This is a genomic window from Amycolatopsis sp. WAC 04197 (genome assembly GCF_003947475.1).
Lineage (GTDB): Bacteria > Actinomycetota > Actinomycetes > Mycobacteriales > Pseudonocardiaceae > Amycolatopsis > Amycolatopsis japonica.
The window spans coordinates 255,213-267,687 of record NZ_QHJK01000008.1 but is presented as its reverse complement, the minus strand read 5'-3'; the positions used below and the strand labels follow the sequence as shown (position 1 = coordinate 267,687).

Sequence of the window (12,475 nt, the reverse complement as noted above, 5' to 3'; positions counted from 1 at the left end):
GAAGGGAATGTATCGACCGTCGTCGATTGACGCAACCATCGATTTCGGTCGATACTGGGCGGCATGACCACGGTTGTGCCCGTTCTCCTGCCCGAGCATGAAGCCGCGACTTACGCCGGCTGGTTCGCCTGTCTGGCCGAGCCCATGCGGGTCAAACTCCTGCACGCGGTCGCGACCTCGCCACGTGGCCTGACCGTCGGCGCGCTCACGGAGATCCTCGGAACCAGCCAGTCGACGTGCTCCCATCACGTCCGAAAACTGGCCGAGGTCGGCTTCCTGCACCTGCGCAAGGAAGGCACGGCCACGGTCGTGACGATCAACCAGGCCTGCTGCAGCGGGCTGCCGCACGCCGCCGACGCCGTGATGGGCCTGCTCGCCCCGCGTCCGTGCTGCCCGGAGAACCTGCCGGAAGACGTCGTCGTCCGCGCGCTGCGCGACGACGACCGGGACTCGGTCCGCCGGATCTGGGGTGAAGGAATCGCCACATTCAAAGCCGAGGTTCTCAGCCGGGAAACCTTGGGCCACCGATGGGTCGCCGAGATCGATGGCGAAGTCGTCGGCTGGGCGGCCGCCGTTCCGGTTTCGGAACGCGAGTGCTATCGGGGAGTCGCCGAGACATCGGTCCATGTCGCTGAAAGCCACCGTGGCCGCGGTGTGGGTAAAGCCTTGATGCACAAGCAAGTCACGGAAGCCGACGCGGCCGGGCTCTGGACACTGCAGACGTCGCTCTTCACCGATGACCGCGCCTCCATCGCCCTGCATCAGAGTGCCGGCTATCGCACCGTCGGCATCCGCGAGCGGATCGTCCAACGCGATGGCGCTTGGCGGGACACCGTTTTCCTGGAACGCCGCGGTCCGGTCACCGCCTAGAGTGGGTTCATGAGTGACCCGGAGCAGCTGGCCCGTGCGTTGCGGACCACGGCCAGGAACGCCGCGACCACCGCCCTGCGCGAAGGGCTCGAAGAGATCGAAGAGCGCCACGGCCGGCGCGCCGCCGACGACGTCGCGGGCCTGATCGACGTCGACGGCGTTTTCGCCGGGTTGCGGGAAACCGGGAGCCCGCGGCGAAGCGGTGACGACGAGCCGTGGGAGTTCAAACGGGAGTCCTTGACCTGAGCGGGGTCACTTTTCCCAGGTGTAGCTCAGGGCCGGTGGGACGTCGGTCGTCTTGGTGACGGTGAGGTGCTGCTCGGGGTGGGCGGCGGCCCACCGGGTCATCTCGTCGAAGAGCTGATCGCGCAAGCCAGCGTCCCGCACCTCTATCGTGGCGCGCTGGGCCAGCCGGCTCGGATCGACGTCCGGGTCGGTGCGGATCGCCAGGTTCCAGAAGTGCTTCTTGTCGCTGCCGTCGGCACCTTGGCCGTCGTTGGTGAAGTAGACCTCGTCGGTGGTCTTGTCGTAGATCGTCTGGGTCACCTTGATCTGGTCGTCGCCCTGGGCGGCGTTGAAGTAGCCGGACGGTTCCGAGGAGCCCGGTTCGCGGGTGTAGAACCCGACTTCACCGCCGAACGCGCCGCCGAACCCGTAACCGCCCTTCCACAGCTCCAGCCGGTATTGCTTTCCGGTCTTCGGGTCGGTGAACTCCATGTTGTCGCCGTCGTCGCCGGTCTTGTCCAGATTCGCGCCGATGAGCTTTTCGAGCTTGTCGTACAGGTCGTGCCAGCCGAGGAAACTCTGCACCGAGTGTTCGCCGGTGGTGTAGTAGTCGCCGTCCGCGACGTACTTGAAGCCGAGGTAGTCGTAGATCTTCTGCGCGATCTCGCGATTCTGCAGAAGCAGTTCCCAGTTGCCGGTCAGCAGGGCGGCCTTGAGTCTCGGGTCGTTCTTCACCAGCTCGGCGAAGCCCGGGATCTCACGCAGCATGATCGCGGCGATCTCGGCGAGATTCCGCTTCCCCGAGCCCGCGAGTTCCCATACCTGGCCCGTTTTGTTCCGCAGTTTCAGGCCTTCGGCGAGCAGGACCGCGTCGTAGCCGAGGACGACCCTCTCCAAGTCGGCGAGCACGACGAGTGCCCGCGCTTTGATCGCCTTGTCCTGTGCCCAAGCGAAGACGATGTTGCCCTTGCCGTGCGAGAGGTCGTTCCAGACGCCGTCCAGCTTCTGCCGCAGGGATTCGGCGTCCGCGAGGTGACTGCGGGCGTCGCCTTGTGCCTTGGCCAGCGCGTCGCGGACCACGTCGAACGACTTCGCGGACTCTTCGAGATCCTGGGCCTGGTCGTCGCGGTTCTTCTTGAAGTCCGCGAGCGAGGCGAGCGCCGACTCGCCGGCTCCGCCTTGCCATCCTTCGGCCAGCTGAACGCGGACTGCCTCGACCAGCGATTTGGCGTCCAGCACGGCTTCCTTGGTGGTCCGGCACGCCCGCGCCCGGTCGTCGAGTTCGGTCGTGCTGCCCTTGGCCACCTGGTCGTGGAGCTGGTGGATCTTGTCGAAGACCGAGCTCACCGGTCGATCCCCGCGAAGCCTCTGTCCAGCGCCTTCAGGAAGGTGTCGCGCGCGGCCGACTCCGTGCCGTCGTAGCTCTTCGCGGCGGCACGGATGGCTTCGGCCAGGCTGGTGACCTGCTGCTGCGAGGCCGCCAAATCCTCCTGCCGGGTCAACAGCCAGACGTCGTAGTCTCCGGCGAACCCGGTGGCCCGATGGGTGGCACCGACGTTCGGCGCGCCGCCGGGGGCGAGTGTCGGCGGCTTCCCCGCGGCGAGCTTGCCCGCCGCGCTGCTGATGTCCGCGACATCGACCTCGAAACCCACAGCACGCCCTCCCCGGCCATGTGACACTTCGCCTAGGCAATGTAACACCCAACTCCCGCTTTGGTGTCTGGTTCACACTTTTGGCCGCATGGAGGCGCTTAATCGACGATGTTCGCGGGGTCGGCTGCGTCCAGAAGGGTGACGGCACTGCTCTGAACGTGGGGTGCGAGGCGGCGAATCGACGTGTCGCGTGATCACGCATACCTCCATTGGAGTGCTTTCGGTGATCGATCCACGAAATCGGGTCTTGCAGGCGCTAACGTCGATTTCCGTTCGGGGGAGTGGGGATTTCGGAACACGACGTCTGTCATGTCGGATTCACGGCAGAATATCATTTTATTTGTCATCTTCGGATATCTGGAAATTCTTGTCAGTCGGCCATGAGGAGAATCATCATGACATGCAAGGGAATTCTCGTCCGGATCGCGGCGGCCGCCGCGACAACGGCATTGGCGTTCACCGCGGCGCCCGGTGTCGCCTCCGCGGATACGCAAGCCGAGTCGCTTTTCTGGATCAGGTTCGCGGCAGGGGTCCAACGCTGCCTGGACTCCAATTCCGCGGGCAGCGTGTACACGCATGTTTGTCAGGATGGGAACAATCATCAGAAATGGAACAACTACGCTCCCGGAAAGTTCAAGAACAAGGCGTCCGGGCTGTGTCTCGCCGCCGGAACGTCATCGGTTTTCGCCGGATCCTGTGAGACCAATGCCAGCGACTGGCGGACGTCGTCCACGACGAACAAGTACTTCACCAACGTGTCGACCGGGCTCTGCCTGCACAACAGCGGCGGTCAGGCGGAAGCCGTCGGTCTGCGGGTCTGCCGTGCGGGAACCGCGCTGTGGACCGTGACGAAGCTGCGGAGCTGATTCGAAGCCGCGGAGCGACAAACGCCTGGCTCGCCGACGCCGATCCCTTCTTCGGCAAGGGATGGGTACACGGCGAGCCGGGCGTGACAGCGTGCCGCGCTCCGCGCGTTAAGGCGCAAGCCGCCCGGTCTGAGGATCGAAGCAGATCAGCCCCAGCGCCTGGGCGCGTTCGACGGCGAACTCCGTGGCTTCCTCGTACTTGCTGTAGACAACGCCGAAGTAGAACAGCGGGCCGCTGGCGTTGTCGATCAATGGTCCGTCCGACCAAGGGATGTCGTCTTCGTCGTCCTCGGCGTCCGAGTCGAGATCGGGCCAGCGTGCCAGTAGCTGGCTGATGTACTGCTGGATCAAGGTGGACGCTCGAATCCGCCTTCGTCCTCCCGGGTACTCGGTGCGGAGGCGCGCGAACGCCGCTTGCGCCGCATTGTCGTCGATGGGGCGTGGACCTTCCCAGACCGCGAGGTGATAGCTCATCGGAAGACGATGTCACACGCTTTCGTTCACAAGGTCCTCTGCTGTGCCACGTCGAGCACGCTCAGGAAGCGCGTGTACGACTCGTCCACCCCGATGCCGGTCGTATCGAGTCGGATCGCATGCGGGCGTTCGGCCAGGTACTCGACGAAGTGACCCTGGATCCTGTCGAGCAGGTCGGAACCGGGATCGTCCAGCAGCATCTGGAGCTGTGCCTCGACATCGTTGGCCGGACGCTTCCCGTGCAGGCGTTGCAGATGTTCGTGGTCGTCGACGAGGAGGGCGACCTCGACGTAAGTGGCTCCGGTGGCGAGGGCTACCGCTTCGAAGGCCGGGTCCGGGTCGCGGTCGTGAACGGTCACAAGTTGCGGGAGGATCACGTCGTGTCCGTCGCGAAGATGACGTGCGGCCATGTCCCGTCCGTGGCCGCGGGCGATCTCCAAGGCCCCGAAGAAGTTCTCCTTCCAACCGCCGATCAACCCCGTGAGCACGTCCAGGTCGAGGGCGAGCGTTCCTGGGTGCTCGTCGGCGTAACGGCGGGCGAGGGTGGACTTTCCCACGCGTGAGAGACCATTGATGTGGATGAGACGCGCCATGAGCCGACCCTATGTCCTGGCTCCGGTCGGTGGCTGGTCGGTCGATCTATGATCACCGCATGCACGTGCTCGGGCCAACCGATCCTCTTCCCCGGCGGCCGGTCCGACGGATCGCGGTGGCAGGCCCCGCGGGATCAGGCAAATCGACCCTCGCGCGAACGCTGTGCGAGCGCATGGGCGTGCCGTATGTCGAGTTCGAGTCCTTCTACCACGGTCCTGGTTGGACGGTCCGGGAGACGTGGCAGTCCGACGTTTTGCGGTTCCTCGACAAGGATGTCTGGGCGATCGAGTGGCAGGGCGAACAGGTCCGGGAGCAGATGACGGCGAGGCTCGACGTGTTGGTGTGGCTCGATCATCCGCGTGCCTTGGCCACGACTCGCGTCGTCGTTCGCACGCTTCAACGTCGTTTCGGGCGGGGTTCGAAGATCGCCGGGGGAAACGTCGAGGGCCCGCTGCGCACGTTCTTCACTGACCCGCAGCACATCGTCAAGATCGCGTGGCGCTACCACCCGATCATGCGCGCGCGGGTCCGCAAGGTGATCGACGAGAATCGCCACCCCGATCTCGTCGTCGTCCGGCTGCGTGGCCAACGACAGGTCGATCAGTGGCTTCGAGGGCCGTTCGATCAGAGCACAGTGTGAACCGGAACGGTGGCTACGGCACGGCAGGCTGAGTACCGGAGACTCCGGCGCTCAGTGCCAAGGCCGCAGCTTCACCGCGCGAAGTGACGTTCAGCTTCTTCAAGAGGCCCGCGACGTGGAATTTGACCGTGCTTTCGGTGATGCCGAGCGCGGCGGCGATGGACTTGTTGCGTTGTCCTTGTGCCACAAGCCGGAGCACTTCGAGTTCGCGCGGGTTGAGGTCCGCCAGCTGAGTTTCGTCGAACCGGCCCGAGGTCGGCTCGAACGGGAGGTCGACGGTGACGCGGCTGCCCCAGCCGGGGACGGCGTCGATCTCGACGGTGGCACCCAGCGTTTTCGCGCGTCCGTCGAGCTGTGCTCGCAGACCCTGGACGTCGAGGTTCCCGGATTCCTGGTCCCGGATATCGAGGTGCAGCGCGGTGCTGTCGCTCGACCAGGCGATGCGGAGGCGGGTCAAGTCCGGCTGGCCGGTGAAGGCCAGGACCGCCGCGCACGTCATCGCCCTGGCGGCATGGGCGACCTCGCCGGGCACCGGCTGCCCGTCCTTCGCCGGGGCCGTGAACTCCAGTTCCGCGTCGTGATGGCGCAGCATCTGCCGGATTTCCCGCCGTAGCCTGCCGAACGCGGCGTGCGCGGGCTCTTCGGATTGCGCGAGATCGGTTTCCCGAGCGGATCGGAGCGCGACCAGCGCGGCCGAGGCGGAGTCGGTCGCCGCGAGCCGGGCGCGGTGGTCGTCCAGCCGCGCGGACCGCAGGGTGGTGAGGATCGTGACGAGCGCGGTTTCGTGTGCCGCGGCCATTTCGGCGATCGTCCGGGCGCGTTCGCTGGAGGCCGCGCGGGATTCGGCGAGGTAGTCGGGGCTGGCCTGGGTCACCTGCTGGCGGATCGAGGTCGCGACGATGCCGAAGACCTCGGCCAGCACAGCGGGTTGCGGGAAGCGGGTCCGGCTCGACCGGGGGACGAGGACGAGCAGGGTGCCGATCGGATCCTGCACGGCCCAGACCGTCCGGGTGCTACCGCCGAGGGCGGCCGTCGTGGTCAGCTGATGGCCGGCGGGCACACTCGCTTTGAGCGCTTCGAGTTCGGCGATGGTGACCTTGTCGGTGATCTCCCGGGCACCAGTGACCTTGCGAGGCCGCCCGGTGCACTCGCGGGTGAAGATGACCAGGGCCTGGTGCGGCCAGCCGTCGGCGAGGAACCGCGAGAACCGATCGGCGATCTCGCGCAGCGGGCCCTCGATGACGTCGCGTAGTGCGGTCAGGTCGGCGGAGTCGGGCATCGGGTGAGCGTAGTCGCCGGCTCGCCTGGTCGAAAGGACAGGATCCACTGGACCGATGGCCAGGTCGCTGCCGCCTGCTTCCGGCCTAACCTCACCTGAAGCATGCGCTCATGTGCATGCCTGTGTCGTCGAACGGTGGAGGAAACAGGGAATGCCACAGCAGGTGCGCGGGGTGATCGCCCGGTCCGAGAACGCTCCGGTGGAGCTGACGGACATCGTGATCCCGGACCCCGGCCCGGGCGAGGTCGTCGTGTCGATCGCGGCCTGCGGGGTCTGCCACACGGATCTGACCTACCGCGAGGGCGGCATCAACGACGAGTTCCCGTTCCTGCTGGGGCACGAGGCCGCGGGCACCGTGGAAAGCGTCGGAGAGGGCGTGGATTCCGTGCGGCCGGGGGATTTCGTCGTCCTCAACTGGCGCGCGGTCTGCGGACAGTGCCGGGCCTGCAAACGCGGACGTCCGCAGTACTGCTTCGACACCTTCAACGCGACACAGAAGATGACGCTGACCGACGGCACCGAGCTGACGCCGGCCCTGGGCATCGGTGCGTTCGCGGACAAGACACTCGTCCACGCCGGACAGTGCACCAAGGTCGATCCCGCCGCGGACCCCGCCGTCGCGGGCCTGCTCGGCTGCGGGGTGATGGCCGGGCTCGGCGCGGCGGTCAACACCGGCGCCGTCGGCCGTGGCGACTCGGTCGCGGTCATCGGCTGCGGGGGCGTCGGTGACGCCGCCATCGCCGGGGCCCGGCTTGCGGGCGCGGGCACGATCATCGCGGTCGACCGGGACGAACGGAAGCTCACGTGGGCCCGTGAACTCGGCGCGACCCACACCGTCGACGCGAGTTCCACCGACACGGTCGCCGCGATCCAGGAACTGACCGGCGGTTTCGGCGCCGACGTCGTCATCGACGCGGTCGGCCGCCCGGAGACGTGGAAAGCGGCCTTCTACGCCCGCGATCTGGCGGGCACCGTGGTCCTGGTCGGCGTCCCGACCCCGGACATGCGGCTGGAGATGCCGCTGATCGATTTCTTCTCGCGCGGTGGCTCGCTGAAGTCGTCCTGGTACGGCGATTGCCTGCCGGAGCGGGACTTCCCGATGCTGATCGACCTGTACCTCCAGGGCCGGTTGCCGCTGGAGCGGTTCGTGACCGAGCGGATCGCGCTCGACGGTGTCGAGAAGGCCTTCCACGCCATGCACGCCGGTGAAGTGCTGCGTTCGGTGGTGATCCTGTGAGCGGGAACCTGCGGATCGAGCGCGTCGTCACCGCCGGGGTCTTCGAACTCGACGGCGGCAGCTGGGACGTCGACAACAACGTCTGGCTCGTCGGGGACGACGACGAGGTGGTGATCGTGGACGCCGCGCACGACGAGAAGACCATCACCGACGCCGTGGGCGGCCGCGATGTCGTCGCCGTCGTCTGCACCCACGGGCACAACGACCACGTCACCGTCGCTCCGCAGCTCGGCGAGCACCTGCACGCGCCCGTCGTTCTGCATCCGGGGGATCGGGAGCTGTGGGAGATGACCCATCCCGGCGTTCGTTTCCGGAGCACGGAGGACGGTGCACGGATCGCCGTCGCCGGTACGGAACTCGAGGTCATCCACACGCCGGGACACTCGCCCGGATCGGTTTGCCTGCATCTTCCCGAGGCCAAGGCGCTCTTCTCCGGGGACACGCTCTTTTCGGGCGGACCCGGCGCGACGGGACGCTCGTTCTCCGACTTCCCGACGATCATCTCCTCGATCAAGGAACGGCTCTTCGCCTTGCCCGAGGACACCAAGGTCCACACCGGGCACGGCGACCCCACCACGATCGGCGCCGAAGCCCCGCACCTGGCCGAATGGATCGCCCGCGGACACTGAACCGCCCGTCGCGCGACATTGATGTTTTCTTTACGGCTGGATCGGCGTTTCTTAGCGCTGGGTCGTTAGTGTCCGCGTCGGTGCGCGGCCGCCCTGTCCCGGGGAGATGGCGCGCGGGTACGTGCACGCGACACGGGGAGGCCAGGAGAATGACCGAGGTGCCGGAATACGCTGTTCCGGATCGGATGGACAGTCCGGATCGGCAGGTGGCGCCGACGGGCAAGTTCGGCCGGTGGCTGATGGAGCACCGGGTCCAGCCGGTGGGGCCGGAAAGCCACGAGGAGCACACGACACCGCAATCGTGGTGGAAGGTCATGTGCCTGACCGGCGTGGACTATTTCTCCACGTTGTCGTATCTGCCCGGTATCGCGGCGCTGGCCGCGGGTGCGCTGTCGCCCCTGGCGACGTTGCTGATCGTCGCGTTGACCCTGCTGGGGATGTTGCCGATGTACCGGCGGGTGGCGAAGGAGAGCCCGCACGGTCAGGGGTCGGTCGCGATGCTGGAGAACCTGCTGCCGTTCTGGCGCGGAAAGATCTTCGTGCTGGTACTGCTGGGTTTCGTCGCGACGTCGTGGATCATCACGATCACGCTGTCGTCGGCGGATGCCACGGTGCACGCGCTGGAGAACCCCATCACCCCGTCGTTCCTGCACGGGCACGAGGTGCTGATCACGGTGATCCTGCTGCTGATCCTGGGCGGGGTGTTCCTGCTCGGGTTCAGCGAGGCGGTCGGGGTCGCGATCCCGCTGGTCGCGATCTTCCTGGTGCTCAACGCCGTCGTCGTGGTCGCCGGGGTCGGCGAGGTGTTCACCGAACCCGGCGCGTTCGACCGCTGGATCGACGCGCTCACCTCAGGAGGAGGCGGGTTCGGCGGTGTCGTCGGCCCGGCGATCCTGGCGTTCCCGTTGCTGGTGCTCGGATTGTCCGGTTTCGAGACCGGTGTGAGCATGATGCCGCTGGTGGCGGCCAAGGGGGAGAACGCCGAACAGAAACTGGCGAACCGGATCCGCAACACCCGCAAGCTGCTCACCGCCGCCGCGCTGATCATGTCGGTGTACCTGATCGCGACGAGTTTCGTAACCACGGTCCTGATCCCGGCCGACGCGTTCAAACCGGGCGGTGAGGCGAACGGCCGGGCGCTGGCGTATCTCGCGCACGAGCTGCTGGGCGAATGGGTCGGTACCGCCTACGACATCAGCAGCATCCTGATCCTGTGGTTCGCCGGGGCGTCGGCGATGGCCGGGCTGATCAACATCGTGCCGCGTTATCTTCCCGCGTACGGGATGGCGCCGGACTGGGCCCGCGCGGTCCGTCCGGTGGTGCTGGTGTACACGGCGATCTGCGTCCTGGTGACGATCATCTTCAACGCCGACGTCAACGCCCAGGCCGGGGCGTACGCCACCGGGATCCTCGCAATGATGGTGTCGGCGTCGGTCGCGGTGGCGATCTCGGCGGCGAAGAAGCGGCAGCGCAAGGCCGCGATCGCGTTCGCCGTGCTGACGCTGATCCTGATCTACGCGTTGGTGGAGAACGTCATCGAGAAGCCCGACGGTCTCACGATCTCCGCGTTCTTCATCCTCGGGATCATCGTGGTGTCGCTGATCTCGCGGGTCACGCGCACCACGGAACTACGGGTGGAGCACATCGAATTCGACGAACCCGCCCGCCGGTTCGTCACCGATTCCATCGCCCACGACGGCGCGCTGACCATCATCGCGAACCGCCGCCAGGCCGGGGACGCCGACGAGTACCGGGCGAAGGAGGCCGAGCAGCGCGGCCTGAACCCGGTGCCGGGTGCCGCCGACGTCCTGTTCCTCGAGATCGACGTCATCGACCCGTCCGGGTTCAGCGACGTGCTAAAGGTCCGCGGCGTCGAGATCGAAGGTTTCCGTGTCCTGCGAGTGGAAAGCCCGGCCGCGCCGAACGCGATCGCGGCCGTCCTGCTCGCGTTGCGCGACGCCACCGGTGTGCGGCCGCAGTGTCATTTCGAATGGAGTGAGGGCAATCCGCTCGGACACCTGTTCCGCTATCTGATCCTCGGCCGCGGCGACACCGCCCCGGTGGTCCGCGAGATCATCCGCACCAGCGAACGCGATCCGGCGCTGCGGCCGGGCATCCACGTCGGCTGACGACGCCGTACTGGTCCGCGCGGCCCGGAAGGGGGCCGCGCGCTCAGTCGTCCGGGCCGCGCAAGGTCAGGACGACGCGGAGCACGTGTTCCACCGCGGCGGGGAACACGGCTCCGCGTAGTTCGCCCCGGCTCGCGAGGGTGTGCCCGGCGAAGTCCAGCATCCGGTCCTCACCGAGCCGCCGGACGGTCAGCGTGGCCACTTCCTCGAGGTCGAGGCCGGGATTGTCCATCCGGGTCAGCGCGAACTCGATGAGCAGTTGCTCGTCCGTCATTCCGCACCTCCGCCTCGCCTAGAGGATACGGCGGCCGTGATCAGGACAGGACGCGTCCGAGGAAGTCCCGGATGAGGGCGGCGATCTCCGGGCCGTGCGTCTCCAGGGCGAAGTGCCCGGCGTCGAGAAGGTGCAGCTCGGCGTCAGGCAGGTCGCGGAGGAAGGCGCGGGCGCCGTCGGGGCCGAAGATCTCGTCGTGCTCGCCCCACGTGATGAGCGTCGGCGGCCGGTGCTCGCGGAAGTACTCCTGGACGGCGGGGTAGACGTCGAGGTTGAACTGGTAGTCCCAGAACAACTGCAGTTGCACCTCCTTGTTCCCGGGGCGGTCGAGGAGGGCCTGGTCGAGGGTCCAGGTGTCCGGGGAGAGCCGGTCCAGCCGGTCGGCGGGGACGCCGTGGGTGTACTGCCAGCGGGTCGCCGCGGGCTCCAGGAGTTCGCGTACGGCCTCTTCGTGGGTTTCGCGGTCCTTGGCGTGGGCGAACAGGACGTCCCAGAACGGCGTGAAGCCGTCGACATAGGCGTTGCCGGACTGCACGAGCAGCGCGCTGACCCGCTCCGGGTGTCTGCTCGCGATGCGGAGCCCGATGGGCGCGCCGTAATCCTGGATGTAGAGGGCGAAGCGGTCCAAGCCGAGCGCGTCGAGGAGGCCGAGGGTGATCGCGGTCAGGTTCTCGAACGAGTACTCGAACCGGTCGACGGGCGGGGCGTCGGAGTGGCCGAAGCCGATGTGGTCGGGGGCGATGACGTGATAGCGGTCGGCCAGTGCGGGGATCAGCGTGCGGAACATCTGCGACGACGTGGGGAAACCGTGCAGCAGGACCACCGTCGGCGCGCTGGGGTCGCCGGCTTCCCGGTAGAAGACGCTCCGGCCGTCGATGGTCGCGGTGCGGTGGAAGACCTCGCCGGCGGACCGGGTGACTTCGGACATGACAGGTGCTCCTTGGCTCTAACCGTCTAAATACGTGTGAACGGTTAGACTCAAGCATGCGGCAACCTAACCTGTCAAGCGGTCGACGGAGGGTAGAATGGCGCTCGTGCTGCAACGTCCTCTGACCGGTGAACCCCTCGCGCTGGATCTGCTGAACACCACGTGGCCCGACCGTGGTGAGTGGCGCGACGTCTTCGACGAGCCCGGGGGAGTCGACGCATGGCTGGCCGAGCGAGGCCTGCCGGAGCCGCCGGGCGCGGAGAAACCCTTGCGCCACACGCGTTCCGTCCTGCGCGAGGTGCTCGAAAACCCTGGTGCTCCCGCCGAGGGTGCGCTGAACGAGGTGCTGGCGCGTGGGCGTCTGCGGCCGGAATTACGGGAGGGCGGCGTCGAAGAGGTGATCGAGGTCGACGACGCTGCCTGGCGGCCCGCGTGGCTCGCGGCATACGGCTACTTGGGCCTGCTTCGCACGCGTCCGGACCGGATCAAGCGGTGTTCGGCGTATCCGGCGTGCACGCTGTACTTCGACGACACGACGCGGAACGGCACCAGGCGGTGGTGCTCGATGGAAACCTGCGGCAACCGCGCGAAAGCCGCTCGTCACTATCGTCGCGAACAGTCGGTCTAGCGCCGGCCCTTGCCGATCACCCTACGCACTAGCCGTCACTGCGGCCGCCT

General features: G+C 67.1%; 15 protein-coding genes. 8 read left to right on the top strand and 7 right to left on the bottom strand.

Translation table 11 applies throughout. The features are described from left to right. Positions 1 to 63 precede the first annotated feature (63 nt). Positions 64 to 870: a GNAT family N-acetyltransferase gene (locus tag DMC64_RS28270; RefSeq protein ID WP_125735982.1), complete on the top strand. Its 807-nt coding sequence runs from the start codon at positions 64 to 66 to the stop codon at positions 868 to 870. 9 nt (positions 871 to 879) lie between these two features. Then, complete coding sequence (locus tag DMC64_RS28265; RefSeq protein WP_125735981.1) at positions 880 to 1,116, top strand: hypothetical protein; 237 nt, start codon at positions 880 to 882, stop codon at positions 1,114 to 1,116. Positions 1,117 to 1,122: 6 nt separating this feature from the next. Here the strand turns inward: DMC64_RS28265 and DMC64_RS28260 are convergent, their stop codons facing one another. Together DMC64_RS28260 and DMC64_RS42755 are read right to left on the bottom strand one after the other, a co-directional pair. Next, a complete protein-coding gene (locus DMC64_RS28260; RefSeq protein ID WP_158634267.1) occupies positions 1,123 to 2,442 on the bottom strand; it encodes a DUF4474 domain-containing protein in 1,320 nt (439 codons plus the stop codon). Further along, a complete protein-coding gene (locus tag DMC64_RS42755; RefSeq protein ID WP_158634266.1) occupies positions 2,439 to 2,747 on the bottom strand; it encodes a hypothetical protein in 309 nt (102 codons plus the stop codon). The genes DMC64_RS28260 and DMC64_RS42755 overlap by 4 nt, the downstream gene beginning before the upstream one ends. Positions 2,748 to 3,142: 395 nt before the next feature. Here DMC64_RS42755 and DMC64_RS28255 point away from each other — a divergent pair, with 395 nt between their 5' ends. Beyond that, positions 3,143 to 3,613 carry a ricin-type beta-trefoil lectin domain protein gene (locus DMC64_RS28255; RefSeq protein WP_125735979.1) on the top strand — a complete coding sequence of 157 codons (471 nt, stop codon included), beginning with the start codon at positions 3,143 to 3,145 and terminating at the stop codon, positions 3,611 to 3,613. Positions 3,614 to 3,721: 108 nt separating this feature from the next. Here DMC64_RS28255 and DMC64_RS28250 read toward each other — a convergent pair whose 3' ends face one another. Beyond that, positions 3,722 to 4,087, bottom strand: a complete 366-nt coding sequence (locus DMC64_RS28250) for a hypothetical protein (RefSeq protein WP_037339192.1) — start codon at positions 4,085 to 4,087, stop codon at positions 3,722 to 3,724. A gap of 26 nt (positions 4,088 to 4,113) precedes the next feature. Continuing rightward, positions 4,114 to 4,680 carry an AAA family ATPase gene (locus DMC64_RS28245; protein WP_125735978.1) on the bottom strand — a complete coding sequence of 189 codons (567 nt, stop codon included), beginning with the start codon at positions 4,678 to 4,680 and terminating at the stop codon, positions 4,114 to 4,116. A gap of 59 nt (positions 4,681 to 4,739) precedes the next feature. Between DMC64_RS28245 and DMC64_RS28240 the strand changes: the two genes are divergently transcribed. Continuing rightward, the gene (locus DMC64_RS28240; protein WP_125735977.1) at positions 4,740 to 5,321 is read left to right on the top strand and encodes a (d)CMP kinase; all 582 of its coding nucleotides are present in this window, start codon (positions 4,740 to 4,742) and stop codon (positions 5,319 to 5,321) included. Between the two features lie 13 nt (positions 5,322 to 5,334). Here the strand turns inward: DMC64_RS28240 and DMC64_RS28235 are convergent, their stop codons facing one another. Next, positions 5,335 to 6,600: a helix-turn-helix transcriptional regulator gene (locus DMC64_RS28235; protein ID WP_125735976.1), complete on the bottom strand. Its 1,266-nt coding sequence runs from the start codon at positions 6,598 to 6,600 to the stop codon at positions 5,335 to 5,337. 151 nt (positions 6,601 to 6,751) lie between these two features. On the opposite strand from DMC64_RS28235, the gene DMC64_RS28230 reads away from it, so the two are divergent. The 3 genes from DMC64_RS28230 to DMC64_RS28220 all read left to right on the top strand — a co-directional run bounded on the left by DMC64_RS28230 (position 6,752) and on the right by DMC64_RS28220 (position 10,595). After that, positions 6,752 to 7,837 (top strand): S-(hydroxymethyl)mycothiol dehydrogenase, encoded by a 1,086-nt coding sequence (locus tag DMC64_RS28230; RefSeq protein ID WP_037339183.1) that lies wholly within the window; start codon positions 6,752 to 6,754, stop codon positions 7,835 to 7,837. After that, positions 7,834 to 8,466, top strand: a complete 633-nt coding sequence (locus DMC64_RS28225) for an MBL fold metallo-hydrolase (RefSeq protein WP_125735975.1) — start codon at positions 7,834 to 7,836, stop codon at positions 8,464 to 8,466. The genes DMC64_RS28230 and DMC64_RS28225 overlap by 4 nt, the downstream gene beginning before the upstream one ends. A gap of 149 nt (positions 8,467 to 8,615) precedes the next feature. Beyond that, a complete protein-coding gene (locus tag DMC64_RS28220; RefSeq protein WP_125735974.1) occupies positions 8,616 to 10,595 on the top strand; it encodes an amino acid transporter in 1,980 nt (659 codons plus the stop codon). A gap of 43 nt (positions 10,596 to 10,638) precedes the next feature. Here the strand turns inward: DMC64_RS28220 and DMC64_RS28215 are convergent, their stop codons facing one another. Both DMC64_RS28215 and DMC64_RS28210 read right to left on the bottom strand, forming a co-directional pair. Beyond that, positions 10,639 to 10,869 carry a hypothetical protein gene (locus DMC64_RS28215; RefSeq protein WP_037339177.1) on the bottom strand — a complete coding sequence of 77 codons (231 nt, stop codon included), beginning with the start codon at positions 10,867 to 10,869 and terminating at the stop codon, positions 10,639 to 10,641. Between the two features lie 40 nt (positions 10,870 to 10,909). Next, the gene (locus tag DMC64_RS28210) at positions 10,910 to 11,797 is read right to left on the bottom strand and encodes an alpha/beta fold hydrolase (RefSeq protein ID WP_125735973.1); all 888 of its coding nucleotides are present in this window, start codon (positions 11,795 to 11,797) and stop codon (positions 10,910 to 10,912) included. A 97-nt stretch (positions 11,798 to 11,894) separates the two neighbouring features. On the opposite strand from DMC64_RS28210, the gene DMC64_RS28205 reads away from it, so the two are divergent. Beyond that, the gene (locus DMC64_RS28205; protein WP_125735972.1) at positions 11,895 to 12,425 is read left to right on the top strand and encodes a CGNR zinc finger domain-containing protein; all 531 of its coding nucleotides are present in this window, start codon (positions 11,895 to 11,897) and stop codon (positions 12,423 to 12,425) included. Positions 12,426 to 12,475 lie beyond the last annotated feature (50 nt).

Coding starts and splice junctions, on each gene's coding strand:
- DMC64_RS28250 (WP_037339192.1), bottom strand. CDS start 4,087: ATGAGCTATCACCTCGCGGTCTGGGAAGGTCCACGCCCCATCGACGAC.
- DMC64_RS28265 (WP_125735981.1), top strand. CDS start 880: ATGAGTGACCCGGAGCAGCTGGCCCGTGCGTTGCGGACCACGGCCAGG.
- DMC64_RS28270 (WP_125735982.1), top strand. CDS start 64: ATGACCACGGTTGTGCCCGTTCTCCTGCCCGAGCATGAAGCCGCGACT.
- DMC64_RS28205 (WP_125735972.1), top strand. CDS start 11,895: ATGGCGCTCGTGCTGCAACGTCCTCTGACCGGTGAACCCCTCGCGCTG.
- DMC64_RS28245 (WP_125735978.1), bottom strand. CDS start 4,680: ATGGCGCGTCTCATCCACATCAATGGTCTCTCACGCGTGGGAAAGTCC.
- DMC64_RS28235 (WP_125735976.1), bottom strand. CDS start 6,600: ATGCCCGACTCCGCCGACCTGACCGCACTACGCGACGTCATCGAGGGC.
- DMC64_RS28220 (WP_125735974.1), top strand. CDS start 8,616: ATGACCGAGGTGCCGGAATACGCTGTTCCGGATCGGATGGACAGTCCG.
- DMC64_RS28230 (WP_037339183.1), top strand. CDS start 6,752: ATGCCACAGCAGGTGCGCGGGGTGATCGCCCGGTCCGAGAACGCTCCG.
- DMC64_RS28240 (WP_125735977.1), top strand. CDS start 4,740: ATGCACGTGCTCGGGCCAACCGATCCTCTTCCCCGGCGGCCGGTCCGA.
- DMC64_RS28255 (WP_125735979.1), top strand. CDS start 3,143: ATGACATGCAAGGGAATTCTCGTCCGGATCGCGGCGGCCGCCGCGACA.
- DMC64_RS28215 (WP_037339177.1), bottom strand. CDS start 10,869: ATGACGGACGAGCAACTGCTCATCGAGTTCGCGCTGACCCGGATGGAC.
- DMC64_RS28210 (WP_125735973.1), bottom strand. CDS start 11,797: ATGTCCGAAGTCACCCGGTCCGCCGGCGAGGTCTTCCACCGCACCGCG.